Here is a 26,261-nt window from a genome sequence, read left to right as displayed (position 1 = left end):
GGGGGGGCCCCCCGCCCCCCCCCCCGCCGTTCCCCCCCCCCCCCCCCCAGTATCTGCCCTTCGACAAGCTCAGGGGCCGCGAGCTCAGGGGCCGCAGGTGCAGGCGCAAGCGTCAGCGGCGGTGGGGGCGCGGCACGTATTTCGGGATGTACCGCCACAGCAAGAATGCCCCAAAAATCCCGAGCACGCCAAAGAACCCCGAGGTCAGGGCGATCCCGGCGAAGGCGTGCAGCCCGGCCACCAAGAACGGCACGGTCGAGCTCGCGCCGTCGGTCACGGTACGCCACGCGGCCAAGAACGGCGCCGGATGCTCGCGGTCGGCGAGGTCCGCACCGAGCGTCATGACGATGCCCGAGCCCACGCCATTCGCGACGCCGAGCCACAGCGTGATGACCACGAACCACATCGTCGAAGACTCGAGGTCGTACGTGAACGCCAATACCCCGAACCCGAGCCCCATTCCGAGCAGCGCCGGCACGCCGCTCGCGGAGCGGCCCCAGCGGTCCATGATCCAGCCCGACGTGAAGAACAGTGCAAAGTCGATCGCGCCCGCGATGCCGATGATCAGCGTCGTGAACGCGTCGTCGAGCCCGATCGACAGGCCCCACAGCGGCAGCAGCACCTGCCGGCCCGAGCGCAGCATCATCAGGATGCCCGCCCCGGTTCCCAGGCGCAGCAAGACATCGCCGCGACTTCGGAACGTCTGGCCGATCGACTCGCGCTCGTGCCGCGCATCCGGCCCCGAGACGGGGATCGCGCCGGTCGGCGCGTCCTCGCCCGTGTCGTACACCTCGGCGCGGTCGCGCGGCGTTCGCGACAGCTTCTCGACGTCGGGCAGCACCGCGACGACGACCGCCGACAGCGCCGCGCACGTGATGAACACCCAGAAGTTGTTCTGCGGCTCGCCGGTGGAGGCGATCATCCACGAGGCGATGAACGGTCCGACGAACATGCCCGAGCGGAACACCCCGCCGAGCGTCGACATCGAACGCGCACGGTATTGGAACGGCACGTACGTGCTCAAGAACGCCTGCCGCGCGAGAGCGAAGGTCGCCGTCATCAGGCCCTGTACGACGACGCCGGCAAGCAGCATCCATTCGTTCACCGCGAACACCGAGATGAGCGCGCCGACGATCGTCGCAAGCGCTGAGAACACCATCGCGCGGCGCTCGCCGAAGCGGCCGACGACTGCGCCCGCGGGGAGGTTACCGACCGCCTGGCCGATGAGCAGCGAACCGGCGATGAACCCCGCGAAACCGAGATCGGCACCGAGCGATGTCGCGACCGCCGGGATCACCGGCACAATCGCGCCCTGCCCGACCGAGTAAATGAAGGTCGGCAGCAAGGCGATGATGAGGATGCGCCAGAGCGGCGGTTGAGTGCCGTTGGTTTCCGTCGCCATGCTGCTCCTCGTCGTTCGTCGTGCCTACAGCACGGTACTCCCCCTCGGGGCGTGGGGGCACGGCACAACGGTCCCTGAGCTTGCGGTCCCTGAGCTTGTCGCAAGGTGGGCCCTTTGACAGGCTCAGGGACCGGGCTGGGCAGGGGCCGATCAGCGGGGGCACTTGAGGGCGGTCTCGACGATCGCTTTGAGCACGGCGCCGTTCTCGTAGGTCAGCTCCTCGGCCCAGTCCGCGCCCGTGAGGTGCCGCGGCGCGACCTCAACACCGACGACGGTGCCGGGTGGCAGACACCGCTCGAACACGTACCGCGCGCGAAACGCGTGGGTGCGGTCGGTGACGAGCAACACGCTCGTCCACTCATGCTCGACGAGCAGCGTGCGCAGCGACAGCGCCTCGCCGAGCGTGCTGTCCTCGGTCGGCTCGAAGCAAATCACCCGCGGGTCGACGTTGTGCACGCACACGTCGGTCTGCAGATCGACGCGCGAGTACAAGTCGCCGCCGAGGTGCGCATCCGAGGCAATCCACGAGATCGCGAGGTAATCCGACACTCGCCCCGACTCGTACAGTTCGAGCGATGTCGGCAGCCGAAACTCCCCCGGCGCGAGCGACACGATCACGTCGTACCGGCCCTTCACCCCGTGGCTCGGGAAGGCGACGTTGAGTGACACGAGCCCGGTCCACGCAACCGCGCAGCACAGCACCACCGCAACGCCCACGCGCAGCAGCCTCACGAAGCACCGCCGCGGCGAAACCGGCGGCGCCCCGTCAACGCCCACGCGCTCAGGCGAGCTTCGCGAGCGCCGGCTCGACGACACCGACAGCGGCCGCCGCACCGGCGACCACCCCGGAAGCGGGCACCGGTGCGCCCGCGTCGGCCCCAGCCTCCACGAGCGCATGCACCGGCGCGAGCTCGCGACCAGTCTCGGGCTGGTAGGCGAGGTACCAGTCGACAAATTCCCGTACGCCCGCCTCGACCGGCGTCTGCGGCCGGAACCCGGTCAGCCCCTCGAGCAGCGCGGGGCTCGCGAGGGTGTCGACGACGTCGCCGGCCTGCATCGGCAGCATGCGCTTGCGCGCGACCGTGCCCATCGCATCCTCAATCGGGCTCTTCACAGATGAGGGTGTAGCTGTGGTGCGACCTGGGGCGGCGCGTCGGTGTCGGGGTGAGGGTCGAGGTCTTCCGATGATGGGAGTTCTCACACAACCCGTCCGGAAGACCTCGACGTGCCTGACGCTACCTTCACGCGCCCTGACCTGACTACCTTCACCCGCCTCGACGGCCTCGGTCTGGAGGTCACCGGCCAGCTGCTCGAGCGTGACAGGTCCGTGCTGGCGTGCCGGGTCGTGGAGCCGGACGACTGGTGCAGGCGGTGCGGCTGCCAGGGCGTGCCCCGTGACACGGTGAGCAGGGAGTTGGCGCACGAGCCGTTCGGGTGGCGCCCTACCACGCTGGTGCTCACCGTGCGCCGCTACCGCTGCAAGGAGTGCTCGCACGTGTGGCGTCAGGACACCACCGCTGCGGCGCCGCCGCGGGCCAAGATCTCCCGCGCCGGCCTGCGGTGGGGTCTGGTCGGGATCGTCGTCGGCCACCTGTCGATGGCCCGAGTTGCCGAAGGACTGGGCGTGGCGTGGAACACCGCCAACGACGCGGTCCTGGCTGAGGGCCGGCGTCTGCTCATCGAGGACCCGACCCGCCTGGACGGTGTCAAGGTCGTCGGGGTCGATGAGCACGTGTGGCGGCACACCCGGCGCGGTGACAAGTACGTCACCGTGATCATCGACCTCACCCCGGTCCGGGACGGCACCGGGCCCTCACGCCTGCTGGACGTGGTCGAAGGTCGGTCGAAGAAGGCGTTCAAGGACTGGCTGGCCGAGCGGGACCAGGCTTGGCGCGATGGGATCGAGGTCGTGGCCATGGATGGGTTCGCGGGCTTCAAGACCGCCACCACCGAGGAGCTGCCGGACGCCGTCACGGTTATGGATCCCTTCCACGTCATCCGGTTGGCCGGGACGCTCTCGATGAGTGCCGCCGCCGAGTCCAGCAGGAACTGCACGGACACCGCGGACGCAAGGGCGACCCGCTCTACACCGCGCGGCGGACCCTGCACACCGGGGCTGACCTGCTCACCGACCGCCAGCACGAGCGCCTTGACAAGCTCTTCGCTGGGGACCGGCACGTGCAAGTCGAGTGCACCTGGGGGATCTACCAGCGCATGATCTCCGCCTACCGTCACCCCGACCGGGCAGCCGGCCGCGTCGAGATGAGCTCCGTGATCGACGCCCTCGCCGACAGTGTGCCTGAGGCGTTGGTAGAACTGCGCAAGCTCGGCCGCACCCTGACCAGACGCGCCTGCGACGTCCTGACCTACTTCGACCGGCCGCGCACGAGCAACGGACCTACCGAAGCCGTGAACGGTCGCCTCGAGCACCTGCGTGGCCTGGCCCTCGGCTTCCGCAACCCCACCAACTACATCGCCCGCGCACTCCTCGAAGCCGGCGGATTCAGACCACACCTACACCCCGAATTGTGAAGAGCCCGAAAACGGCCCGGCCCCTGAGCCTGTCGAAGGGACCAGGTTGTGCGCAGGGAGCGGAAACGGCGAGGGCCCGGCCACCCGAAGGTGACCGGGCCCTTAGCCCAGCCGAAGCGCAAGGCTCCGGCAACCGAAGAACTACTCGTCGGTGCTCGTCGTGACACCGGCTTCGGCGTTGCTGGCGGCCGTTTCACCGGCCGACACGCCAACCACCTCGCGCTCGGGGCGCTTGATGTCGAAGTCGAACTTGCCTTCGCCGAAGTCGACTTTGACGTGGTCGCCACCGCGCAGCTCGCCGCGCAGGATGAGCTCGGACAGCTGGTCTTCGACCTCCTGCTGCATCGCGCGACGCAGCGGGCGGGCGCCGAGCGCCGGGTCGTAGCCCACCTTGATGAGCTGCTCCTTGGCGGGGGCCGTGAGCTCGACGGTCATGTCCTGATCGAGCATGCGGTCGGCCAGACGCTTCGTGAACAGGTCGACGATCTCGAGGAGTTCCTTCGGCGAGAGCTGCGGGAACACGATCGTGTCGTCGACGCGGTTGAGGAACTCGGGCTTGAAGTGCTTCTTGAGCTCCTCGTTGACCTTGCCCTTCATGCGCTCGTACGACGTGGTCGTGTCGCCCTCGATCTGGAAGCCGACGGGCCCACCCGTGATGTCCTTCGTGCCGAGGTTCGTGGTCATGATGATCACGGTGTTCTTGAAGTCGACCACGCGGCCCTGGCCGTCGGTGAGACGACCCTCTTCAAGAATCTGCAGCAGCGAGTTGAAGATGTCGGGGTGCGCCTTCTCGATCTCGTCGAACAGCACCACCGAGAACGGCTTGCGGCGCACCTTTTCGGTGAGCTGGCCGCCCTCTTCGAAGCCGACGAATCCGGGAGGGGCACCGAACAGTCGCGAGACCGTGTGCTTCTCGCCGAACTCGGACATGTCGAGGGTGATCAGCGCCGACTCGTCGTCGAACAGGAACTCGGCGAGCGCCTTCGCGAGCTCGGTCTTACCAACACCGGTCGGACCGGCGAAGATGAACGAGCCCGAGGGGCGGTTCGGGTCCTTGAGGCCGGCGCGGGTGCGGCGGATCGTGCGCGAGAGCGCCTTGACCGCGTCTTCCTGACCGATGACGCGCTGGTGCAGCGCCTCTTCCATGAACACGAGGCGAGCGGTCTCTTCCTCGGTGAGCTTGTAGACCGGAATGCCGGTGGCCTGTGCGAGTACCTCGGCGATCAGGCCCGCGTCAACGGTGCCGGTCGCCTTGACCTCGCCAGCCTTCCACTGCTTCTCGAGGCGCAGGCGCTCGCCGAGCAGCTGCTTCTCGTCGTCGCGCAGCGAGGCGGCCTTCTCGAAGTCCTGAACATCGATCGCCTCCTCCTTGTCGGCGCGCACCTTGGCGATCTTCTCGTCAAGTTCGCGCAGCTCGGGCGGCGACGACAGCACCGACAGGCGCAGGCGTGCGCCCGCTTCGTCGATGAGGTCGATGGCCTTGTCGGGCAGCTGACGGTCGCTCACGTAGCGGTCGGAGAGCTGCACCGCAGCGACGATCGCTTCGTCGGTGATGGTGACCTTGTGGAACGCCTCGTACTTGTCGCGGAGCCCCTTGAGAATGTTGATCGTGTGCTGCGCCGACGGCTCGTCGACGATCACCGACTGGAAGCGGCGCTCCAGCGCGGCGTCCTTCTCAAAGTGCTTCTTGTACTCGTCGAGCGTCGTCGCACCAATCGTCTGCATCTCACCGCGCGCGAGCATCGGCTTGAGGATGTTCGCGGCGTCGATCGCGCCCTCGGCCGAGCCAGCACCCACGAGGGTGTGGATCTCGTCGATGAACACGATGATGTCGCCGCGGTTCTTGATCTCCTTGGTGACCTTCTTGAGGCGTTCCTCAAAGTCACCGCGGTAGCGCGAGCCGGCGATGAGCGAGCCGAGGTCAAGCGCGTACACCTGCTTGTCCTTCAGCGTCTCGGGCACCTCGTTGTTCACGATGGCCTGCGCGAGGCCCTCGACCACGGCGGTCTTACCGACGCCGGGTTCACCGATCAGCACGGGGTTGTTCTTCGTGCGGCGCGACAGAATCTGCATCACGCGCTCGATTTCCTTCTCGCGGCCGATGACCGGGTCGAGCTTGCTGTCGCGGGCCATCTGCGTGAGGTTCTCACCAAACTGGTCGAGCACCGCAGAACCCTGCGGGTTATTCGACGAGGTGGCCCCCTCGGGGCCGGCCGCGACGGGCTCCTTGCCCTGGTAGCCGGCGAGCAGCTGAATGACCTGCTGGCGCACCGAGTTGAGGTCGGCGCCAAGCTTCACGAGCACCTGCGCCGCAACGCCCTCACCCTCGCGGATGAGGCCGAGCAGGATGTGCTCGGTGCCGATGTAGTTGTGGCCAAGCTGCAGCGCTTCGCGCAGCGAAAGCTCGAGCACCTTCTTTGCCCGCGGGGTAAAGGGAATGTGGCTGCCGGGCTTCTGCTGCCCCTTGCCAATGATGTCCTGTACCTGCTCGCGGACGGCCTCGAGTGAAATACCGAGTGACTCCAGGGCCTTGGCTGCGACCCCGTCGCCCTCGTGGATCAGCCCAAGCAGTAGGTGCTCGGTGCCGATGTAGTTGTGGTTGAGCAGCTTCGCCTCTTCCTGGGCGAGCACGATCACGCGCCGAGCGCGGTCGGTAAAGCGTTCAAACATCAGGCGTCTCCTTCGGGCTGGTTGCTGTGCCAATTCGGGTACAGCCGTGCCAGTTGCTACGAGACTAAACGGGGGTTCCTGACTTTCGCGCCCCTGTTCGCCGTCGGCGTGCACTCACTCAGCTACGGGCTAGGTACGACCTCGGGCGAGCATTTGGCGCTCGAATTCTTCATCGCGTGCTGCCAGATTTCGCCGAGTGCGGCCGACGATTCGGGCCACGTCGAGTCGCCAGTGAACGCGCAGTCCGACACCGTGAAGTCGAGCTTGAAGTTGCCACCGTCGCTGAGCGGGTTGCCGAGCACCTCTACCTGATAGTTGACGTGGTCGGCAAGGTCTTGCATGAGCGGCTCAAGCTGCTCCCAGATCGCGCTCTGCTGGAACGCCGCATCCGCCTCCTCAGCCGAGAGGTCATCGGTCTCGCTGTCGAACGAGACGACCTCGATTTGCAGCGGCACGTCGTTGTCGGGATAGAACGACACCTCGGCGCTCGCGAGGTCGTCGACCGGCATGAACGTCGACGCGACCGTCGAGAGGTAGCCGTACTCGGTGACGCTCGGGAATTTCGCGTCGTGAAACTCGCCCTTGAAGTGCGCGCTCGGCACGACCAAATCCCACTGGCCCGAGTCGGCGCCGGGGTCGGTCACGGCGCGCAGTTGCGCGACAATCGAATCGGCAGTGTCGGCGTCCGCGTCGTCGGGCAGCTCGATCGCGACGTAGCGCGGGTCGGGCGTCGGAGCCGTGGTCGAGTCACTCTGCAGGTTCGTGATGCGTTCGGTGTAGCCGCGCATCTCGACCGACTCGATACCGTCGAGCTGCAGGTGCATCCAATAGCTCAACTGCGTGGTGAGCGCATCGCCTTCGAGGTTGTCGAAGTACTCGAAGCTCGATTCGCCGCGCTTCAGCGTCGGCTGGGCTGCGGTGAGCCCGGCATCTGACGTAATGGTCGTGAAGTTCGCGGCCTCGGCGCCCACCGTGGACAGCTCGTCGTCCGTGATGTCGTCGGCGAGCGTCACATCCAGCCCGTAGATGTCGGCCTGCTGGCCCGTGATACCGAGCGTGGCCGATTCAACGCCCGGCAGCTCGCGCAGCTCATTGACGTAGGTACCGAGCGGGTTGTTGTTCTGCAGCGTGCCGGGTTGCTCCGCGGCGGCGCAGCCCGTGAGGTTCGTCAGCGTGAGGGCCGACCCGAGTGCTGCGGCGAGACCGATGAGGAACCTGCGCATGCGCATCCCTCCTCCGGCAGCCCGTCACGTGAAATCTCGCGAACACGTTGACGTCCGCGAGACCTCAGCAGCGTACGACCGCCACCAGAGTGTCTCCTGGTGTTTCGCCGAACGTCCCCTCACCGTGGCTGCCGTCGCGTGCTCTCGCGCGGCGGGATGCGCGGCTCGAGCCGCGCGCGGATGCCTAGCTTTCGGCGCGGCGGGCTCGCTCGGCCTCGAAGCGCTCGCGCTCCTCGACCTCGATGCTCTTGCGCTCTTGGCGCACCTTGCGGTCGGCGTTGAGTGCTGCGTAGATGATGAGCCCGAACATAGCGCCAATCACGATCGTCGGAATCACCGACCAAATCGCGTTCCACCACCATGCTGCGTCCATAACACCCAATGGTACCGCTCTTCAACGCCGCCGCTCACGACGCGAGTGCGGCGGCGGACATCGACCGAGACGGCGAGGTGCACGCATCTCGTAGCTGGCGCCGATGCATCCAGACACATGTGCGCCACCTGTGGATCCGCGGAGCATTTGAGCCGGATTCCGAGGCGGGGCTGATCGAGTGAAGCGTGCGAGCGCACTCCGGCGCCGTCTTGACGAGAGAGGTGGCCCTCTTGGCTGCACAACAGACCGACCAGCTCACCTTCCAGAACCCGGTAACTCGATATGAGTCAATCAGCCCGCCGGTGCAAGATCAGCCTGAGCCGGGGCTCGACCAAGACCTCACGCCACAGGCCGACCGCGGCGAACACTCCTACCGCGGCACGGGTCGCCTCACTGGCCGCAAGGCACTCATCACCGGCGCAGATTCGGGAATCGGCGCAGCCGTGGCGATTGCGTTCGCGCGCGAGGGTGCCGATGTAGCGCTTTCATACCTCCCCGAAGAGGAGACCGACGCGCTCGAGATCAAAGACCTCATCGAAGCGAGTGGTCGCCGCGCGGTGTTGCTTCCTGGCGACCTGACCGACCGGGAGTTCTGCGCCGCCGTGGTCGATCAGGCAAATATCGAGCTCGAAGGCCTCGACATTCTCGTCAACAACGCCGGTCGGCAGATCGCCGTCGAAGAGATCGGCGACCTCACCGACGAGCAGTGGACCACCACGTTTGAGACGAACATCCACGCGATCTACCGCGTGTGCAAGGCCGCGGTCCCCCACCTGCAACCGGGCTCAACGATCATCAATACGACCTCGATCCAGGCGTACAAGCCGTCGCCGACGCTGCTCGACTATGCGGCGACGAAGGCGGCGATCAACAACTTTTCAAAGGGCCTTTCGCAGCAACTCGCGCCGAAGGGGATCCGTGTCAATGCCGTCGCGCCAGGACCGGTGTGGACAGTGCTCCAAGTTTCCGACGGCCAGCCGAAAGAAAAACTCCCGGAGTTCGGTAAGAACACCCCCCTCGGGCGAGCCGGCCAACCCACCGAGGTTGCCCCGGCATTCGTCTTCCTCGCGTCGCCCGAATCCAGCTTCGTCATCGGCGAGACGTTGAACGTAAATGGCGGCCAGCCCTCGCCTTAACCATGCGGTGCATGAGGCCAAGCACCCCTTCCCTATTCAGATACTGGACCCAGTCAACCTGACTCCCACGAGATTGATCCGAGGTGGTTTCGATGCAGAACTCTGACCGACACGTGAACCGCGAGCGACACCCCGATTTTGCGGATAACCAATTCACGCATCCACCGCATCCGGCACCGCCTGAAGATGCTGAAGGCGGCAACGGCACCCACAGCTCATACGGCGCGGGGCACCCGCACCTCGTCATGACGGGCGTTGAGGGTGGCGGGGCCGAGTTCCCACTCACGGGTGAAGTGACGACGATCGGTTCCGCGCCGGACAACGACATTGAGTTGCCGGGCCTGTTGCCTCACCACGCGCGAATCACGCACACCGAAACCGACGAGTACGTACTCGACTCAATTGGCGAAACCACCACATCGTCCGCGGGCGAGGCCTCCCCCACTGACGATGCGCCGAAGGGTGCGCGTCTGCGCCATGGCGCGGGCTTTGCCATCCGTGGAGTGGGGTTTGTCTTTCAGCGCGAGGAGTATGCCGACCATGGCCGTCCTTTCGGCGGTCGCGGGGGCGGTGAGGGGGAAAAGCAGCCGCAGCAGGCGCCGCCTCCCGACTATCGGCCAGCACATGACGCCGCGCGAGCCGCCGAGCGGTCAACCACGGCAGAGGCACATCCAGTCGATGACGACCGCCCGACCCGCGAGCAGCAGTAGCCCCGGGGCAACTGCTGCGTCGCCGCGTCGGCGGCCGACAGCTACTTCACGAGGGGGAACAACACGGTCTCGCGAATGCCGAGGCCCGTGAGCGCCATGAGCAGGCGGTCGATGCCCATGCCCATGCCACCTGCCGGCGGCATCGCGTACTCGAGCGCGGCGAGGAAGTCCTCGTCGAGGCGCATGGCCTCGTCGTCGCCGCGCGCGGCCTCGCGGGCCTGCTCAACGAAGCGGTTGCGCTGGTCGACGGGGTCGATGAGTTCCGAGTAGCCGGTGGCCAGCTCGAAGCCGCGCACGTAGAGGTCCCACTTCTCGACCACACCCGGCTTCGAGCGGTGCGCCGCGGTCAACGGCGAGGTCTCCACCGGGAAGTCCATGACGAACGTCGGGCGTTCGAGCTCGCCCTTCACGAAGTGCTCCCAGAGCTCCTCGACGAGTTTGCCGTGGTTCGGCAGCTTCACCTCGACGCCCTCACGCTCGGCGAGCGCGACGAGTTCGTCGACCGTGGTGTCGGGGGTGACGGTGACGCCCGACTTCTCGCTGAGCGACTCGTACATCGACACGCGCGGCCACTCGCCGCCGAGGTCGAACTTGGTGCCGTCGGCCCAGGTGACGACGGCCGAGCCGTCCTCCGACACGGCCTTCGCCGCGTTTTGAATCAGCTCCTGCGTCACGTCGGCGATCGAGTTGTAGTCGCCGAACGACATGTACGCCTCGAGCATCGCGAACTCGGGCGAGTGCGTCGAGTCGGCGCCCTCGTTGCGGAAGTTGCGGTTGATCTCGAACACTCGCTCGAGCCCGCCGACGAGCGCGCGCTTGAGGTAGAGCTCGGGGGCGATGCGCAGGAACAGCTCGGTGTCGAACGCGTTCGAGTGCGTCACGAACGGGCGGGCCGCGGCGCCGCCGTGCATGACCTGCAGCATCGGCGTCTCGACCTCGAGGAACTTGTGGTGCGCGAACGTCGAGCGCAGCGACGCGTTCACTGCGGCGCGCGTCTCGACCATGTGGCGCGCGGCGGGGCGGGTGATGAGGTCGAGGTAGCGCTGGCGCACGCGGGTTTCCTCGTTGAGCTCGCGGTGCAGCGTCGGCAGCGGGCGCAGCGACTTCGACGCCATCTGCCACTCGGTCGCCATGATCGACAGCTCGCCGCGACGCGAGGTGATGACCTCGCCCTTCACGAACACGAGGTCGCCGAGGTCGACGAATTCCTTCCAGCGCGCGAGCGCCTCCTCGCCCACCTCAGCGAGCGAGAGCATTGCCTGGATCTTCGCGCCGGCGCCCGACTGCACCGCCGCGAAGGCGAGCTTGCCGGTGTTGCGAATGTGCATGACGCGGCCGACGACACCGGCGATCACGCCGGTGCGCACGTCGGCCTCGAGGCCCTGGTTGTTCGCGACGATGTTGTCGATCGTGTCTGAGATCGGCAGTTCGAGCGGGTAGGGGGTGAGTCCCTCCTCGATCATGCGGGCGCGCTTGTCGAGGCGAACCTGCGTCTGCTCCGAGAATTCCTCGGCGGTGAGTTCGTGCTCCTGGCTGTCGGCCATGCGTGCTCCTTGCTGATCGGGCGGGGCGGATGCGGTGGATGCGTCGGGTGGTCAGCCGACGCGGAAAGAACGGTTGTCGATGAGTCGGGTGGGCCCGACCCGCGCGGCGGTGAGTGCGAGCACCTCGCCGCGGTAGTCGTCGGCCACCGGCGCGAAGGTGTCGGGGTCAACGAGCTCTAGGTAGTCCATGCTAGTCAGCGGTTCGTCGGCATACACGGCGAGGCCTGCCTGCTTCGCGGCGGCGGGGCCGGCGGATGCGCTTGCTTCGGCCGCCTGCAGCGCCCGCGAGAGCGTGAGGGCGCGGGTGCGGTCGTCGCCTTCGAGGAACGCGTTGCGGCTCGAGAGGGCGAGACCGTCGGCTTCGCGCACGATCGGCTGAGCGACGATTTCGAGCGGAAGGTGGAGCTCGCGCACCATGCGGCGCACGAGGGCGAGCTGCTGCGCATCCTTCTCGCCGAAGACCGCGAGGTCGGGGTGGGCGAGGGCAAACAGCTTCGCGACGACGGTGAGCACACCTTCGAAGTGGCCGGGTCGGGTGACACCCTCGAGGATGCGCCCGGCCTCCCCCGCCGACACGGTCGTCGTCGCGGGCCAGTTCGGGTACATCTCTTCTGTCGTCGGGTGGAAGACGTACTGCACACCGGCGGCCTCGAGCTTCGCGAGGTCGTCGTTGAAGGGGCGCGGGTAGCGGTCGAGGTCTTCGTTGGGGCCGAACTGCAGCGGGTTGACGAAGATCGAGACGATCACGGTGTCGGCGTGCTGCTGCGCGAGGTTGACGAGCGCGAGGTGCCCGTCGTGCAGGGCGCCCATGGTCGGCACGAGCGCGACGCGGCCAAGATCGGGGCTGCCGACGCCGTGCCGCAGGGCGCGAAGCCCTGCGAGGTCGAGGATTTCTGTCACCAGACGAGTCTAGAGCCGTCGGCGGCGCCGCCTCGCGCCGCGCGGGCCACTGATGACCCCTCGAATCGACCCCGAACGCGGCCGGAAGGAGCCGTCTCGCTCAGGTTCTTGGACGAACTCCGAGATTTTGCCGGTTTGAACGGGCTCAGCCCGTTCAAACCGGCATTTTCTCGGAGTTCGTCCAAGTTTTCGCTGGCGCCGGCTCGATTGGTGAGCACCAAAGCCTGTTTTCGGCCGTGCTCGACACCAATTGATCGGGCGCGCACCATCTATCAGAGCACGCGCCTACGACACGGTGCCTCGAATGGGTTGACACTCGAAGCTGCAACTCCTTGGCCGTTTCATGGTTGGCTAAGTTCAATTTCCACCGGCAAAGGAGTCCGGGTGACCGCCGCACCGACCGCACGCAGCTTCCGATCGAAACTCGCCGCCCTCGCCGCGGGTTTGAGCCTCGCGCTCCTCGCCGGCTGCGCCGCCGGTCCTGCTCTGGACCCCCAGGTATCACCGACGACGAGCCTCACCAGGGAGGAGACGTCTGCGCCCTCCTCCGAACCAACCAGCACGTCCACCACTGAGGCCGTGGTCGAGACAGAGACGGCCGAGCCGCTCGTATTGCCGACGTGCGAGGAGATGAACCCGATGCTCACTTCGATGCATGACGGGGCTCGGCAGAACACGAACATGGAAGCCGTGATTACCGAGGTGAATCTCGACCACTTCCACGAAATCGCTGGCCCTACCGCTGCGACGGCGATGGCCGCGGCGACGCAGGTCCGCGGTTGCTGGTACCCGATTTATCCCGACGGCCACCAGCCGTCCGAATGGATCGCCGAGCTCAGCAAGGCGGACCAGCAGCCGTTGATCGATGCGCTCAGCTCTGATCCGTCGATCACAGATGTGTCGAACGCTGGTGCCACGGCGTTCACTTACGACGTCAATCGCGAAGAGACGCACGACACGATCATGGTGACGTACATCTTCATTGGCAACGCCTGGATCATCGATTACAACGGCGTCGAGCACGCCACTGTCACGCCCGAAGTGATTAATCGTCTGACCCAACCGCTGAAAGACCTCAACCCCAGCTTGGCCTAACCCAACCGGCCACGACCAAGCGCCACAAGCAATCAGCAGGGGTCGGCGACGGCCGCCTTCATCCAGGCGCCCGTCTCGTAGGCGAAGCGCTCGAGCACGCGACCCGGCTGCCACGGCCGCGTGATGCCGATGAACGATGCTTCGACGTTCGGCGCGCACCGCTCGAAATACCAGCGCGCCCGGCTGACGTGGGTGCGATACGTCACGACCATCACCTCATCCCAGCCGTGCTCGGCCGCGAGCGCCGACACGTACTGGGCCTCCCCGCGCGTATCGAAGGGCGAAGGAGTGAAGCAGTACTGCGTCACCTCGACGCCGTCGCCCAGGTCGAGTGTGTCGCCGAAGTCGTGCTCGCGGCACGTCCACGGCACCCGCGACGGCGCCGCCAACGGATCCGGCGACGACACGACGAGCACGTCGGCGTAGCCGCGGTCGACCAGCTCGAGCGCATGCCCGAGCCGCTCGTTCGGCACGCCGAGCACGACGATCGCGTCGACCGCGTGCGCCTCGGTCCTCACTGGCAAAAAATAAACGGTCCCGAAGCCCATCACCATCGCGGCGAGCGTCGCCCCGGCCTGCCACCACAGCCGCCGCAGCCACGCATCGGCCGCCACGCTACTGCCCCGCGGCGTCGTCGAGGTCGTCGGGGATGATCAGGTCTTGCGCCTGGGCAAGCGCGTTGTCTGCGGCCGAGCGCACGAGGCTCGAGAGCACGAAGCCGGGCTGCTCGACGCCAATCTCGCTGAGAATGCCCGTCGACTGCTGCACGATCGACCTCGTGAACGACGTCGCGGTCTCGATCGCCTCTGCGTAGCGGCCGCGATGCTCCTCGGCGATCACGACCGGCTCGGCGCCAAGCTCGACGACGAGGGCCTGCGCGATCGGCAGCACCGGCCGCGGTGCGGTCACCGCGCACCAACCTTCCTTCAACCGAGCAAGGTCGAGCGAGGTACCGGTCACGTCGATCGCCGGGTGAATCGCGAGCGGAATCACGCCCCGATCGAGCGCCTTGCCAAGCGGCGCGGTGCCGAACTCGGCGCACGTGTGCACGACAAGCTGCCCGGGCACCCAGGCGCCAAGCTCGGTGAGCTCGCGGATGCGGGCCTCGAGTCGGTCGGCGGGCTCGGCCAGAATCACGAGCTCAGAGCGCTCGATGACCTGCACCTCGGTGAGTCGCCCGGCGCCGGGCAGCATCGCGGCGACCCGCTCGGCCGGCGACCCGTCGCTCACGGCAACGCCAATCAGCGCGTGCCCGGCGCCCGCGAGCCCAGCCGCAAACACCGGCCCGAACGGGGCGTCACCAACGAGCCCAACACCGAGCCGGCCATCGCGCTGCTGCGCGGAATCGAAAGAGGTCATGCGTGCTTTCCCGAGGCGTCACGAACGCCGCCAATCCTACCGACAATGCTTGCCAGGTCCGATAGAGTTCCGATGTGTCCGAACGCAGCGAATACATCGTGTACGTCGACGAAAGCGGCGACCACTCACTCGTCGACATCAATGATCAATATCCGGTGTTTGTACTTGCGTTCTGCATATTCAAGATCACTGACTACGTCACCGATGTCGTGCCAAAGATCGAACAACTCAAGTTTGACTTTTTCGGCCACGATATGGTGGTGCTCCACGAACGCGAGCTTCGCAAGGCGCAACCGCCATTCGACATCCTGCGCGACGAGACCACTCGGAACAGTTTTCACCAACGGCTCAGCCAAATCATGGCTACCTCAAAATACGCAGTCGTCGCGGTGGCGATCAGAAAGAACGAATTCAAGCGGCGCGTCGGTACGAACGCCAACCCCTACAGTGTCGCCCTTGAGTTCGGACTAGAGCGCGTCTTCATGCATCTGCAGGGACTCGGGCAATCGCGGAGGCGGACTCACCTGGTGTTCGAGAGCCGGGGCCACGCAGAGGACAAGGACCTAGAATCCGAATTTCAAAGAATTCTCACCACGACGAAGATGCGCGGCATGCCAGATTCCTTCGCCTTCAAATGCGCAAACAAGCAAGCAAATAGTACCGGCCTACAGTTCGCCGACATGATCGCGAGACCAATAGGACTCAAAGTACTACGACCGAATCAATCGAACCGCGCCTGGTCAACCATCGAAACTAAGATGCGCAAGTCCACGCACGGCAACATCGAGGGATTCGGATTCAAGGTGTACCCATGATGAAGCTGAGGGCCTCAGGTAATCCCGAGACCCTCCGCCGATCGAGTATGCCCGATCCATTTCAATAATTATGCATCACGGCGCCGATGCGAGTCAACAGCAGCATCCCGCGTCGCAACCCCGACTCCACCGACGCGAACGGCGCTGGCAAGCACAAGAGAGACCTCCTACCGAGCGTCAGCGACGAGCGCCGCCGCCGAGTAATCGGTGGACGGCGCTCGTCGTTCGTGCGAGCGGCGGCCCCTACGACCGCCCGTAGTGCTCGAGCACGTCGCTCATTGCGAGCTCGAGGGCGTCGTGCGCGTCGATGTCGAGCTCCGCGCCGAGGTAGTTCACCGAGAGCGTGACGTCGTCGAAGTAGGCGACGTAGCGGCCCGAGTTGCCGGCGATCGACCACACGTTGACATCGACGCCGTCGATCGTCACGATCTCGTCGTCCTCTGACGGCGTCGCGGGTTCGGTGACCCAGATAACGAGCGACGGCGTCGTGTAGTCGTTGATGCCGCTCCAGTCGCAGCCCGGCGCGTCGGCCGCCGTCAGCTCGACTGGCTCGAGTTCGGCGAGCCCGAGCGCTTCGAGCGTCTCGTCGCTTAAGGCCGTACAGGCGTCGATCTCGTCGGCCGCGAGCGGACGCTCGGCGTCGCTGACGTCTTCACCGTTGACCGTGTGCGTCACCTCCTGCACCGAGCAGCCGCTGAGCAATAACGCGGCGCCGGCGAACGCGGCTATCCCCGCGAGGCGAGAGCGGCGGGGAGGGAAGAACGAGAACGGCCGAGGCTCCATGCCCTCATCCTCGCCCGACCAGCAGGCGGCCGCATCACTCTCGGGAACGAACTCGCCGCGCATCCGCGCGCAGGGGCGATGTGCGCACGCGACTCCTCCCACCCGCCCTCGATACACTCCCCAGCATGCCGAAGTCCAAGTCGCTGCTCGCCCTCGCCGCCACCCTCACCATCGCCGCCCTCGCGGTAACCGGATGCGCGCAGGCGAGCGATCCCGACTCCACCGACGCGAACGGCGACGCCCAGGACAACGGCGACTTCACGGTCAATGTCACGGTCGACTACACCGACGGCGAGGTCACGCTCGCAGAGGGCGACGTGCTCGAGGTCAACTTCGGCACCATCAACACGAGCATCGGCGACGAATGGGGCATCACGGCCCAGCCCGACTCCGACATCGTCGTAAACACGGTGCGCCCCGGCGACCCCAACGCCACCGCCGTCGCGCCCGGCAGCGACACCGAGTTCTCCCTCTACTTCGAGGCGGTCGGCACGGGCGAGACGTCAGTCACCTTCCAGTACAGCTACCGTGGCACCGCCACCACTCCGGCAGAGGGCCCGGGCTCCACGACGCTCACTATCAAGGTCGAGTAAACCCGCCGCGAGCTACCGCACAATCACGGTCGGCAGCGTCACATCCTGCAGCAACTCGTGGCTTACCGAGCCGAGCAGCAGGCGACGGAACGCGCCGCGGCCGTGCGTGCCAACCACGAGTAGCCGCGCCTTCTCGGCCGCCTTCGTCAGCACATCCACCGGGTGCCCCTCCATCACCACGCGCTGAATCTCGAGGTTCGGGTACTGCGCCTCGATCGGCTCGAGTGCGCGGTCAAGCTCCTCCGAGCTTGCGCGCTCGGTCGCCTTCGCGAAGTCCTCGCCGTACGCGTACTCGTAGCCGAGCCCGGCCGAGAGCTGCCAGCTGATCACCGCGATGAGCGGCACCTCGCGCGAGTTCGCCACCGAGGCCGCAAACTCGAGTGCGAGCCGCGACGGCTCCGAGCCATCGGTGCCGACGACAACACCACGACGGTTACCGAGGTCGATCTCGGGCACCGCGACCACGGGCGCCTTGCTCGCGGCGGCAATGCGCACAACCCCGGGGCTGCGCGAGCGCCTGCCGTGCGAGTCGCGTCCGATCACGAGCAGATCGGCGTCTGCCGAGACCTCTTCGAACCCCTCGGGCAGACTCTTCGCGTGGTGCACTTCGGTGCGCAGCTCGGCGTTGGGGGCGATCGCCCGCGCCGCCGCGGCGTGCTCGGCGAGCAGCTCCTTCGCCCGGGGCTCGAGCTCGTCGCCGGCACCGCCCGCGGCGATCACACTGAAGATCAGCAGCGTGCCACCCTCGCGCGCCACCTCGGTGGCGGCCCAGGCAACGGCACTCGTATCAGCGCTCGAGCCATTGATTCCTACAACGATTCGACTAGCCATGATTTCCTCCTCGATGAGGCGTGATGGGTCTGTACATCTCGCGGGGTGCCCCTGGACTCCGGGTACTTCAACGCTATGCCCGCTTGGGTGAAAATTCACACCACGCCCCGGCGCGGTTACCCCGGGCGACCAGTGGAACCTGGGAGCTGCAAGAGGGCTACTGGATGCGCGCGGGCGGCAGCGCTGTAGCCGTCGCCCGCGCGTGCCTGCTGCACCCCTTCTTTGACGCGGCTCGCTCTGACGAGCGAACCGCGTCACCACTTTCCGATACGTTTCCATCAGGATCGAAAGGCGGAGGCAAGTACATGGCTGTTCTGGTTGCAGGAGGCTGCGGATACATCGGCAGTCACGTCACCCGACTTCTGCTCGAAGCGGGCCACGACGTCGCTCTGGTCGACGACCTGTCCTCTGGTGACGTGAACCGTCACCCCCAGGTACCGCTCTTGCAGATCAACGTCGCCAACCCCGAGAACACGGGAGCGATCGCCGACTTCGCCAAGCAGTACGACGTCGATTCGATCATTCACTTCGCGGCGAAGAAGAAGGCACCGGAGTCGATCGAGCGACCGGCCTGGTACTACTCCCAAAACGTCGGCGGCCTCGCCACCATCATTGAGGCAGCCGAGCTCGCGGGCATCACGAAACTCATCTTCTCCTCCTCCGCTGCCGTCTACGGCGACGTCACGGTGAATCCGGTGCCGGAAGACCTCGCGTGCGCGCCGATCAATCCTTACGGCGAGACCAAACTCGTCGGCGAGCAGCTCGTGCGTGCCGCACAGAAGGCGGGCGTCCTCCGCGGCATCTCGCTTCGCTACTTCAATGTCGCCGGCAACCTCGCGCCCGAGCTTGCCGAACGCGAGGCCCTCAACCTCATTCCGATGGCCATCCAGAAGGTCCAGTCCGGGCAGGCGCCGATTATTTTCGGCAACGACTATCCAACCGTCGACGGCACGTGCGTGCGTGACTTCGTCCACGTCGCTGACCTCGCCTCGGCACACATTGCCGCGCTTGAAGCCCTCGCCGAGGGCCGTAACTCCTACGACGTCTACAACGTCGGCACCGGCACCGGCTACTCCGTGTCCGAGGTCATGACCGAAGTCAACGCGCTCGCCGACACCCCGCTCAGCCCAATCATCCAAGGCCGCCGCGCCGGCGACCCAGCCGAGGTCGTCGGCGACGTCACGCGCATCCAGTCCGACCTTGACTGGCAGGCAACCCGCACGCTCCCAGACATGATTCGCTCAACCTGGGATGCGTGGCTCCAGTTCTCCGCTGCGGCGCGGACCACCGAATCTCACTAACTCCGCACATGCCCGTGAATTTTCCCCGCAATTTCCGTATTGCCGCCACGGCGGTCACGAGCCACCTGCTCGCCGACCCGGCGCGGTTCGCTCTCCTCGCCTCGCAGCGGTTCCCAACGGCATTCGCGAAGCCCGCGGCCGCACTGCTCGGCCGCTTCGGCCCGCTCGGCGAGGCCTACGCCGACTGGATGCGCGGGCACCGCGATGACGCAATGGCGAAGCTCGAGAGCGCCCCCGCGAACGGCGGGATGCAGCAGCAGCTAGCGTCGAATCTCGCGATCGCGGCCGACCGCCCCGACCTCGCCGCCGCGCCCGAGGAGCGCCGCGCCGGCGCCGGCCAAGCCGTGCTCGATGCACGCGCGAAGTGGCAGCTCGGCGATCTCAGTGGGGCGACCAGCGCACTGCGCGGCGCCAAGCACCGCAGCGCCCGCGACTACCTCCGCGTACTCGAGGGTGAGCGCGAGCTGCTGCAGTCCGGATACCGACTGCCGAGCGCAGCCGAGCAGGTCAGCACGCCGCGGCCCGCCACCGCCCCTCGCGCGCTCCACCTCCTCACGAACTCGCTCCCCCACACACAGTCGGGCTACACGCTCCGCTCGCACTCGATCCTGAAGGCGCAACGCGACGCCGGCATCGCGGTCACCGCGGCGACCCGCATCGGCTACCCCGTCACAGTCGGCAAGCTCGCGGCCCTCGACCTCGACACGGTCGACGGCATCGATTACCACCGTGTGCTGCCGGCGCGACTCGGCGCATCCATGCCTGAACGCCTCGATAAGCAGGTACGTGAGCTCGACGGGCTCGTCCAGGAGTTTCGACCGACGGTCATCCACACGACGACGAACTACACGAACGCGCTCGTGGCGCAGGCGCTCGCCGCACGCCACGGCCTGCCGTGGACGTACGAGGTGCGCGGGATGCTCGAAAAGACGTGGGCGACCTCGCGCGCGACCGAGGATGCACGAGCCGCGGCCGCCGCGAGCGAACGGTTCCAGCTCATGCACGCCCGCGAGGCCGAGCTTGCGCAAGCCGCCGACCACATCTTCACGATCTCTTCGACGATGCGCGATGAGCTCGTCGAACGCCGCGTGCCCGCCGAGAAGATCAGCCTGATTCCGAACTCGATCGATGCGGCGCTGCTCGACCGCGCCTCCACGCCAGCCGACGTGCGCGCCGAGCTCGGGCTCGGCCGTGGGGGCTTCTGGGTCGGCGCGGTGTCGTCACTCGTCGACTATGAGGGCCACGACCTCATCCTCGAGGCCGTCGCGACACTGCGCCGCCAAGGGATCGACGCCCGCGCGCTCATTGCTGGCGACGGCGCCGCCCGCCCCGAGCTGCTGCAGCAGGCGAACGAACTCGGCGACGCCGCACACCTACCGGGCCGTGTGCCACCCGACCTCGCAAAGCGCTACGTCGAGGCGCTCGACGTCGTCGTGGTCGCCCGCCGTGACCTCGAGGTGACGAGGTCGGTCACCCCGCTGAAGCCCATCGAGGCGATGGCTCTCGGCCGGCCGGTGGTCGTGAGCGACCTCCCACCCCTGCGCGAGCTCGTCGGCAACGGCGAACGCGGCTTCGTCGTCGCGCCCGATTCGGCGCCGGCCGTGTCTGAGGCGCTGGCTATGCTTGCCAGTGATGGCTCTCGAAGATCCACATTGGCCTCGGCTGGCAAGCAATTTGCCGCTTCGCTGACATGGGATGCAGCCGCCAACGAATATCGGCGCGTGTTCGACGAGCTGAGGGCCGCCCGTTAACTACCGTGTACTGAAGAGGTGAGACAATCACCCCCTGCAGTCACCCAGGTGCGAAAACTTATCCCCTATCGAATTGAGTGTGAGTGAGCAGACGACGCCGCGCAGCGAAGCGGGACGATGGATCGATTCCAGTAGACGGTCCGCCCGCGCACGTTTCGCGTCGCCTCACCCGCCCCGAACGCAGGGTTCGCGACCGCCTCAACCGCTCGGCCTTCGCTTTCGATGTTGAGGCAGCGTACGGCGACCTCACCCACCTGACTCGAGTGAGCGTTCGCCCCCCGCTCGGTGAGTATCTGCGGGGAATATGGGACCGCCGCCACTTCGTCTGGAGGGAAGCCCGTAGCCAAGTCGCAACTCGGAATGCCCACGCCAGGTTGGGAAATGCCTGGCTCGTGTTGCGGCCAATCCTCGATGCCTCCTTCTACTGGCTGATCTTCGGCGTCCTGCTGAACATGAGCCGCGGTATAACTAACTACATCGCTTTCGTCATTATTGGAATCTTCATGTTCCAGTACACGAGTTCTGCGTTTAACACAGGCGCAGCAGCGATCCGCACCTCAAAATCGCTGATTCGCGCATTCATCTTCCCGAGAGCGTCGATACTGCTGTCAATGCTGCTGAGGGACATCCTTCAGCGCGTTCCGATGCTCTGTGTCATGTTCATCATGATCGCGGTCATCCCGCCGCACGCACCGCCGAATATCACGTGGCTCCTGTTCCCTGTCGTATTCGTTCTGCAGGCGCTATTCGACTTCGGTATTTATTGCCTCATGGCACGGTTCGGTGCTTCGCTACCCGACCTGACGCAAGCGATGTCATTCGGCACCCGCATCCTTATGTATGGGTCGGGTGTCATCTTCCCGATCGACCGGTTCCTTAACCACCCCACGATCAGCGCCATCGTCGAGGCCAACCCGATCTACCAGCTATTGCGGGCGTACCGCACCATCCTGATCGACGGCGTCGTTCCAGGCCCCGAAGTATGGATCCAGATCACAGCCTGGGCAGTGGGGACAGGAGTAATCGGGTTCCTCGTGTTTTGGTTTGCGGAGGAGAACTATGGCCGAGAACTCTGAGCTCGAACGACACAACTTGATCCTCGATGGCCCCCGCCCTGAGGATGACCCGCGTGTTACGGTTCTCGCCGACGACGTACATATGACGTACGACGTCATGGCCGACCGTCGCTCGCGGAAGGGCCGCAGGATGATCGGCGGTCGAAAGAAGATGCGCTTCCGCGCAGTCCGAGGAGTCTCCTTGGCTGCCCGCGAAGGGGAGTTCATTGGCTTGGTTGGACGTAACGGATCTGGCAAAAGCACACTTCTCCGAATGCTCGCCGGCGTGGAGCCGCCCACGAAGGGCGCCGTAGTCACCTCGGCAAAACCGCAGCTGCTGGGCGTCAGCGCAGCACTGATGCCCGATCTCTCGGGCGAAGAGAACATACGTCTTGGCCTGTTGGCTCTTGGGCTGGCGCCTGCTGAAGTAATGGAACGCCGTAACCGAATCGCAGACCTCTCGGGTCTCGGTGACGCCCTCCGCATGCCCATGCGCACTTACTCGTCTGGCATGGGCGCGCGTCTCCGCTTTGCAATATCCGTCGCGGCCGACCCCGACATTCTGATGATCGATGAAGCTCTCTCAACAGGCGATGCGTCATTCATGGAGCGATCGAAGAAGGCCATGGAGCGCATGATTGACACCGCAGGCACCGTATTCCTCGTCAGTCACGCAGCACAGACGATCGAGGAGCTGTGCACGCGTGCAATTTGGCTTGACCAAGGTGAGCTGATCGCTGACGGACCCGCCGTGGACATCGCCCGCGCCTACCGCTGGTACGCCCACAACCTCGCACAGAATAAGGTTGACAAGGCGGCAGGGCTCCTCAACGACGCCCGTCAAACGCTCGAGGATCGGCGCAAGTCCATTCGATCGGACGCACGGCTCTTGCAACGGAAGAGCTATGCCGAAGCCACCGGCCAAATCCAGGTCGTCCCGGAACACTAACTAGCTGCTTCTCGGAAGGAACCTCCGATGCCGACCCCAAAGATCATGACTGTGTACGGCACCCGCCCCGAGGCGATTAAGGTCGCCCCTCTCATCAAGGCGCTCGAAGCGGATGACCGGCTGCAGTCGATCGCGGTGTCGACTGGTCAACACCGCGAGATGCTCGACCAGGTGAATGAGATGTTCGGCATCACGCCGAAGATCGACCTGAGCATCATGCGCCCGGGCCAGACGCTGAATGGCATCGTGTCGCGCGTGATCGGCGAACTGGACGCGGTGCTCGACTCGGTCTCACCCGACGCGGTGGTCGTGCACGGCGACACCTCGACCGCCATGGCCGCCGCGATTGCGTCGTTCAACCGAGAGATCCCGGTGATTCACCTCGAGGCGGGCCTGCGCACCGCGAACCTCTTCTCCCCATTCCCGGAGGAGGCGAACCGTCGCGTCATTAGCCGCGTTGCCTCGCTGAACCTCGCCCCGACTTCGACGGCGAAGGAGAACCTCCTGCGCGAGGGCGCGCCGGCCGAGAGCATCGTCGTCACCGGCAACACCGTGATCGATGCGCTGTTCGAGGCATCGGGCTGGGACACAACGTTCGCGGATGCGCGTCTGCAGGAGATCGCTGAGTCCGGCCAACGGATGGTGCTGGTCACGACGCACCGCCGCGAGAACATCGGCACCATGTCGGCAATCGGCCGCGCACTCCGCACCCTCGCCGAGCACTACCCCGAGACCTCGTTCGTGTTGCCGGCGCACCTCAACCCGAAGGTCCGCGCCGCGGTTTTCCCGCAGATCGAGGGCCTCACCAACGTTGTGGTCACGGACCCGCTCCCCTACAACGAGTTCACTAAGCTCATGTCGGTCGCGACAATCGTTCTCACTGACTCTGGCGGAGTACAGGAGGAAGCCCCAGGCCTTGGCAAGCCGGTGCTCGTAATGCGCGAGAACACAGAGCGCCCCGAGGCCCTCGAAGCCGGCACTGTCCGTCTCGTCGGCACCGACGAAGAGCGCATTGTGAGCGAAACCGCGCGCTTGCTCGACGACGAAGCCGCGTACGCGGAAATGTCCAATGCAGTGAACCCGTACGGTGACGGCAGGGCCGCCGCGCGCAGCGTGGCTGCGATAGCGCAAATGACCGGCGTCGGGGCGCGTCAGGGAGACTTCGTCTCATAGGCAGTCATTCGTTACCCGCGATGCAGTGCAAAAAAGACATAGTCTTCTGACCAACGAGAACGAAACAGCGTGCCTGTGAACATTGAGAGCTTGCCACAATGGGACGCAGCACCCGTGCCTGCTGACGTGCTACTCATCGTTTCCGTGGCGACGGTCCCCAGCGGCAACTCGTCGTGGGTAGAGGACGCGATCACGACGCTCAACTCGCTTGCTGGAGCCCGGGTCCCGAAGCGTGTCCAGCTCTTGGCCACCGTCAACACGAACGCCAACGCGACCTCGGCGTTCGATGCCGTTCCTTCGGCCCATCCCAAGGACCCAAACCGACGTGTATGGCTCCTTGAAACCGGGCCGGAGCAATCCGTTGAGATGAGTTCGCCTTTTGACGCGGTGATCATGAGCGACTATCGCCGGATTGTAATTGCACCGCTGCAGGCCGGTGACCGGGTCGGCCGCGAGTTCCTCTGTGAGGTCAGCCGGCTTGCGATGGAGGCACGTCGGTACGACGCCGCCAGTAACCCGCTCAAGGTAGCGGTGCCGCACCAGTTTGTCGGCGAACGGAGCGCGCAGAAGCACGCCATCAAGCTGCTGTCGTTCGACCCATCGGTCACCGATCGGTGGCTTTTCATTGCTGAACCGCCCTACGACCACTCCGAGATCGTCGCGGTAGCTTCAACCCTTCCGTCAGATCTGCAGCGACGTCAGCTCAATCCACAGGGTGCGTCCTTTGCCGCCACATCAACCCCGCCGCGGCCCCTCTCTGTGCTACGAGGTTCGCTAGCGGCCGAGCCTAGACCAGGAACGACACAAGTTGTATCCGAATCGACGAGCTCGGATGACTGGGAACTTCACGTTCAGGACGTCATCACCGCGGAGCCGTCGCTTGCATTCCAGCCGTTGGGTTCGAAGTTCGCAATCGCCGCGACCCGAGACGGCAACAAGATTCTTGTGAACTCCAATCTTTCAGACACTTTCGGTGCGATGGCGGAGATTTGCTATTACGCCCGTCAAGGTAGCAAGCGAGTGGATCGCCGATGGTACACCACCGATACCCGGGCGGAATTCAAGGATCTGCCACCGCGAATCACAATCCGGGGTTTCGTACGAAAAGACGGTGTTGTCATTGCTCAAGTCGATAGCGGAGTTGTCTAGTGCGCCGATATGAGCCCTTGCCCCGTGCTGCGTCGGCGCAATCACCCGTTTTCCGCAGTGAGCCCGTTCATTGGGCGTCACTTGAGGAGTTCCTCGCAGCAGGCTCGCATCCCGACGGCATCCATGTCATTGGCGAGGGACCCGCGCAGCAAGTGGAGATCATGCTGGGCGGCGACCCATTCGCATCCGGTGGTGCCACCGCTATCGTGATTTTCTCGGGTGCAGTGACTCAGCGCACGGAGAAAATACCACCGTTCTTTTCCGGCAGCGGCATGGCCGCCGTCCTCGGTCACCCATACGTAGCTGTGGCCGATACGTCGCTGGAGCTGTCGAGCTCGATCGGGCTTGCCTGGTATTCGGGTAATTCGATGTTCGACCAAAGCGATGCTTTGCGAAGGCTCTTCACGCCGCTCGCCGAGCAGAAGGGCGAGGATCTTTGGCTTGTGGGCGGGTCAGCGGGTGGTTTTGCTGCTCTAAATCTCGCCCACCTCTTGCCGCGCCACCCTTCCGTGTTCACGTGGAACCCCCAGACCGACCTCATCGAGTACAGCCGCGAGCACGTCGTTGAATATGCCACCTCAGCGTTCCCAATCCCTCCCCACGAACTTGCGGGAGATGACTACAAGCAAGTTCTGCGTGCCGCATTCAGCTATTTCGGTCGGCGACACACCGTCCTGGACGATCTCCCCAACCAAGGCCCTGGTCGTCTTGTCTATCTGCAAAACGCCTCTGACTGGCATCTGACTCGCCACTGCATTCCTTACATGAACGCGCACGGCTACGTCCAAGCCGGGTCAAGTCCCCGGAAGTGGTGTAGCTCGGGTTCCTTCGATTTGTTGATGGTTAGGCGCTGAGTTCGAGGACGATGTCGGTGTTCACCTCGCTTCCTGCGTCGGTGAGAAGGGTGAGGCGGCTCT

General features: G+C 65.5%; 24 protein-coding genes and 1 pseudogene. 13 read left to right on the top strand and 12 right to left on the bottom strand.

The window, feature by feature from the left end; genetic code table 11:
* Positions 1-112: 112 nt before the first annotated feature.
* From QM019_RS10610 to QM019_RS10600, 3 genes are all read right to left on the bottom strand, one after another.
* The gene (locus tag QM019_RS10610; RefSeq protein WP_282852961.1) at positions 113-1,402 is read right to left on the bottom strand and encodes an MFS transporter; all 1,290 of its coding nucleotides are present in this window, start codon (positions 1,400-1,402) and stop codon (positions 113-115) included.
* A 150-nt stretch (positions 1,403-1,552) separates the two neighbouring features.
* Positions 1,553-2,119 (bottom strand): YdcF family protein, encoded by a 567-nt coding sequence (locus QM019_RS10605; RefSeq protein ID WP_282852960.1) that lies wholly within the window; start codon positions 2,117-2,119, stop codon positions 1,553-1,555.
* Positions 2,120-2,183: 64 nt separating this feature from the next.
* Positions 2,184-2,516 (bottom strand): hypothetical protein, encoded by a 333-nt coding sequence (locus QM019_RS10600; protein WP_282852959.1) that lies wholly within the window; start codon positions 2,514-2,516, stop codon positions 2,184-2,186.
* A 111-nt stretch (positions 2,517-2,627) separates the two neighbouring features.
* Here QM019_RS10600 and QM019_RS10595 point away from each other — a divergent pair.
* A pseudogene (locus QM019_RS10595) lies at positions 2,628-3,934 on the top strand (ISL3 family transposase).
* A 141-nt stretch (positions 3,935-4,075) separates the two neighbouring features.
* Here the strand turns inward: QM019_RS10595 and QM019_RS10590 are convergent.
* The 3 genes from QM019_RS10590 to QM019_RS10580 form a co-directional block, all read right to left on the bottom strand.
* A complete protein-coding gene (locus QM019_RS10590; RefSeq protein WP_282852958.1) occupies positions 4,076-6,604 on the bottom strand; it encodes an ATP-dependent Clp protease ATP-binding subunit in 2,529 nt (842 codons plus the stop codon).
* A 122-nt stretch (positions 6,605-6,726) separates the two neighbouring features.
* Complete coding sequence (locus QM019_RS10585; protein ID WP_282852957.1) at positions 6,727-7,827, bottom strand: hypothetical protein; 1,101 nt, start codon at positions 7,825-7,827, stop codon at positions 6,727-6,729.
* Positions 7,828-8,011: 184 nt separating this feature from the next.
* On the bottom strand, positions 8,012-8,200 hold the full coding sequence (locus QM019_RS10580; RefSeq protein ID WP_125108038.1) for a hypothetical protein: 189 nt from the start codon (positions 8,198-8,200) through the stop codon (positions 8,012-8,014).
* A gap of 230 nt (positions 8,201-8,430) precedes the next feature.
* On the opposite strand from QM019_RS10580, the gene QM019_RS10575 reads away from it, so the two are divergent.
* The gene (locus tag QM019_RS10575) at positions 8,431-9,336 is read left to right on the top strand and encodes an SDR family oxidoreductase (RefSeq protein ID WP_282852956.1); all 906 of its coding nucleotides are present in this window, start codon (positions 8,431-8,433) and stop codon (positions 9,334-9,336) included.
* Between the two features lie 92 nt (positions 9,337-9,428).
* The gene (locus QM019_RS10570) at positions 9,429-10,046 is read left to right on the top strand and encodes an FHA domain-containing protein (protein WP_282852955.1); all 618 of its coding nucleotides are present in this window, start codon (positions 9,429-9,431) and stop codon (positions 10,044-10,046) included.
* A gap of 41 nt (positions 10,047-10,087) precedes the next feature.
* Here the strand turns inward: QM019_RS10570 and lysS are convergent, their stop codons facing one another.
* A complete protein-coding gene (lysS, locus tag QM019_RS10565) occupies positions 10,088-11,590 on the bottom strand; it encodes a lysine--tRNA ligase (protein ID WP_282852954.1) in 1,503 nt (500 codons plus the stop codon).
* A 51-nt stretch (positions 11,591-11,641) separates the two neighbouring features.
* Positions 11,642-12,490 carry a pantoate--beta-alanine ligase gene (panC, locus tag QM019_RS10560; protein WP_282852953.1) on the bottom strand — a complete coding sequence of 283 codons (849 nt, stop codon included), beginning with the start codon at positions 12,488-12,490 and terminating at the stop codon, positions 11,642-11,644.
* A 384-nt stretch (positions 12,491-12,874) separates the two neighbouring features.
* Here panC and QM019_RS10555 point away from each other — a divergent pair, with 384 nt between their 5' ends.
* A complete protein-coding gene (locus QM019_RS10555) occupies positions 12,875-13,585 on the top strand; it encodes a hypothetical protein (protein ID WP_282852952.1) in 711 nt (236 codons plus the stop codon).
* Positions 13,586-13,617: 32 nt separating this feature from the next.
* On the opposite strand, the gene QM019_RS10550 is transcribed toward QM019_RS10555, so the two are convergent.
* Both QM019_RS10550 and QM019_RS10545 read right to left on the bottom strand, forming a co-directional pair.
* Complete coding sequence (locus tag QM019_RS10550; RefSeq protein ID WP_282852951.1) at positions 13,618-14,199, bottom strand: YdcF family protein; 582 nt, start codon at positions 14,197-14,199, stop codon at positions 13,618-13,620.
* Between the two features lies 1 nt (position 14,200).
* Positions 14,201-14,944 (bottom strand): DUF2520 domain-containing protein, encoded by a 744-nt coding sequence (locus QM019_RS10545; RefSeq protein WP_282852950.1) that lies wholly within the window; start codon positions 14,942-14,944, stop codon positions 14,201-14,203.
* 74 nt (positions 14,945-15,018) lie between these two features.
* Between QM019_RS10545 and QM019_RS10540 the strand changes: the two genes are divergently transcribed.
* On the top strand, positions 15,019-15,759 hold the full coding sequence (locus tag QM019_RS10540; protein WP_282852949.1) for a DUF3800 domain-containing protein: 741 nt from the start codon (positions 15,019-15,021) through the stop codon (positions 15,757-15,759).
* 243 nt (positions 15,760-16,002) lie between these two features.
* Here QM019_RS10540 and QM019_RS10535 read toward each other — a convergent pair whose 3' ends face one another.
* Positions 16,003-16,605: a DUF3558 family protein gene (locus QM019_RS10535; RefSeq protein WP_282852948.1), complete on the bottom strand. Its 603-nt coding sequence runs from the start codon at positions 16,603-16,605 to the stop codon at positions 16,003-16,005.
* Positions 16,606-16,667: 62 nt separating this feature from the next.
* Between QM019_RS10535 and QM019_RS10530 the strand changes: the two genes are divergently transcribed.
* Positions 16,668-17,135, top strand: a complete 468-nt coding sequence (locus QM019_RS10530) for a hypothetical protein (protein ID WP_282852947.1) — start codon at positions 16,668-16,670, stop codon at positions 17,133-17,135.
* A 12-nt stretch (positions 17,136-17,147) separates the two neighbouring features.
* Here QM019_RS10530 and QM019_RS10525 read toward each other — a convergent pair whose 3' ends face one another.
* On the bottom strand, positions 17,148-17,966 hold the full coding sequence (locus tag QM019_RS10525) for a universal stress protein (RefSeq protein ID WP_282852946.1): 819 nt from the start codon (positions 17,964-17,966) through the stop codon (positions 17,148-17,150).
* Between the two features lie 305 nt (positions 17,967-18,271).
* Here QM019_RS10525 and galE point away from each other — a divergent pair, with 305 nt between their 5' ends.
* The 7 genes from galE to QM019_RS10490 all read left to right on the top strand — a co-directional run bounded on the left by galE (position 18,272) and on the right by QM019_RS10490 (position 26,198).
* Positions 18,272-19,267, top strand: coding sequence for a UDP-glucose 4-epimerase GalE (gene galE, locus QM019_RS10520; protein WP_282852945.1), 996 nt, complete (start codon positions 18,272-18,274; stop codon positions 19,265-19,267).
* An 8-nt stretch (positions 19,268-19,275) separates the two neighbouring features.
* Complete coding sequence (locus QM019_RS10515; protein WP_282852944.1) at positions 19,276-21,018, top strand: glycosyltransferase family 4 protein; 1,743 nt, start codon at positions 19,276-19,278, stop codon at positions 21,016-21,018.
* An 83-nt stretch (positions 21,019-21,101) separates the two neighbouring features.
* Positions 21,102-22,094: an ABC transporter permease gene (locus QM019_RS10510; RefSeq protein ID WP_345961029.1), complete on the top strand. Its 993-nt coding sequence runs from the start codon at positions 21,102-21,104 to the stop codon at positions 22,092-22,094.
* Positions 22,078-23,022 carry an ABC transporter ATP-binding protein gene (locus tag QM019_RS10505; RefSeq protein WP_282852943.1) on the top strand — a complete coding sequence of 315 codons (945 nt, stop codon included), beginning with the start codon at positions 22,078-22,080 and terminating at the stop codon, positions 23,020-23,022. Before QM019_RS10510 ends, QM019_RS10505 begins: the two co-directional genes overlap by 17 nt.
* 27 nt (positions 23,023-23,049) lie before the next feature.
* Positions 23,050-24,195 (top strand): non-hydrolyzing UDP-N-acetylglucosamine 2-epimerase, encoded by a 1,146-nt coding sequence (wecB, locus tag QM019_RS10500; protein ID WP_282852942.1) that lies wholly within the window; start codon positions 23,050-23,052, stop codon positions 24,193-24,195.
* 69 nt (positions 24,196-24,264) lie between these two features.
* Positions 24,265-25,344, top strand: coding sequence for a hypothetical protein (locus QM019_RS10495; RefSeq protein ID WP_282852941.1), 1,080 nt, complete (start codon positions 24,265-24,267; stop codon positions 25,342-25,344).
* Positions 25,344-26,198, top strand: a complete 855-nt coding sequence (locus tag QM019_RS10490; protein ID WP_282852940.1) for a hypothetical protein — start codon at positions 25,344-25,346, stop codon at positions 26,196-26,198. Before QM019_RS10495 ends, QM019_RS10490 begins: the two co-directional genes overlap by 1 nt.
* Positions 26,199-26,261 lie beyond the last annotated feature (63 nt).

The sequence above is a fragment of the Gulosibacter sediminis genome, from assembly GCF_030011715.1.
GTDB classification, from domain to species: domain Bacteria; phylum Actinomycetota; class Actinomycetes; order Actinomycetales; family Microbacteriaceae; genus Gulosibacter; species Gulosibacter sediminis.
Note: the sequence above shows the minus strand (reverse complement) of the source record. Positions and strands in the feature narration are given on the sequence as shown.

Excerpts from the sequence above, each read along its gene's own strand:
- QM019_RS10610 (WP_282852961.1), bottom strand. The coding sequence starts at position 1,402 with ATGGCGACGGAAACCAACGGCACTCAACCGCCGCTCTGGCGCATCCTC.
- QM019_RS10590 (WP_282852958.1), bottom strand. The coding sequence starts at position 6,604 with ATGTTTGAACGCTTTACCGACCGCGCTCGGCGCGTGATCGTGCTCGCC.
- QM019_RS10585 (WP_282852957.1), bottom strand. The coding sequence starts at position 7,827 with ATGCGCAGGTTCCTCATCGGTCTCGCCGCAGCACTCGGGTCGGCCCTC.
- QM019_RS10580 (WP_125108038.1), bottom strand. The coding sequence starts at position 8,200 with ATGGACGCAGCATGGTGGTGGAACGCGATTTGGTCGGTGATTCCGACG.
- QM019_RS10570 (WP_282852955.1), top strand. The coding sequence starts at position 9,429 with ATGCAGAACTCTGACCGACACGTGAACCGCGAGCGACACCCCGATTTT.
- lysS (WP_282852954.1), bottom strand. The coding sequence starts at position 11,590 with ATGGCCGACAGCCAGGAGCACGAACTCACCGCCGAGGAATTCTCGGAG.
- QM019_RS10545 (WP_282852950.1), bottom strand. The coding sequence starts at position 14,944 with ATGACCTCTTTCGATTCCGCGCAGCAGCGCGATGGCCGGCTCGGTGTT.
- QM019_RS10535 (WP_282852948.1), bottom strand. The coding sequence starts at position 16,605 with ATGCGCGGCGAGTTCGTTCCCGAGAGTGATGCGGCCGCCTGCTGGTCG.
- QM019_RS10530 (WP_282852947.1), top strand. The coding sequence starts at position 16,668 with ATGCCGAAGTCCAAGTCGCTGCTCGCCCTCGCCGCCACCCTCACCATC.
- QM019_RS10525 (WP_282852946.1), bottom strand. The coding sequence starts at position 17,966 with ATGGCTAGTCGAATCGTTGTAGGAATCAATGGCTCGAGCGCTGATACG.
- galE (WP_282852945.1), top strand. The coding sequence starts at position 18,272 with ATGGCTGTTCTGGTTGCAGGAGGCTGCGGATACATCGGCAGTCACGTC.
- QM019_RS10515 (WP_282852944.1), top strand. The coding sequence starts at position 19,276 with ATGCCCGTGAATTTTCCCCGCAATTTCCGTATTGCCGCCACGGCGGTC.
- QM019_RS10505 (WP_282852943.1), top strand. The coding sequence starts at position 22,078 with ATGGCCGAGAACTCTGAGCTCGAACGACACAACTTGATCCTCGATGGC.
- wecB (WP_282852942.1), top strand. The coding sequence starts at position 23,050 with ATGCCGACCCCAAAGATCATGACTGTGTACGGCACCCGCCCCGAGGCG.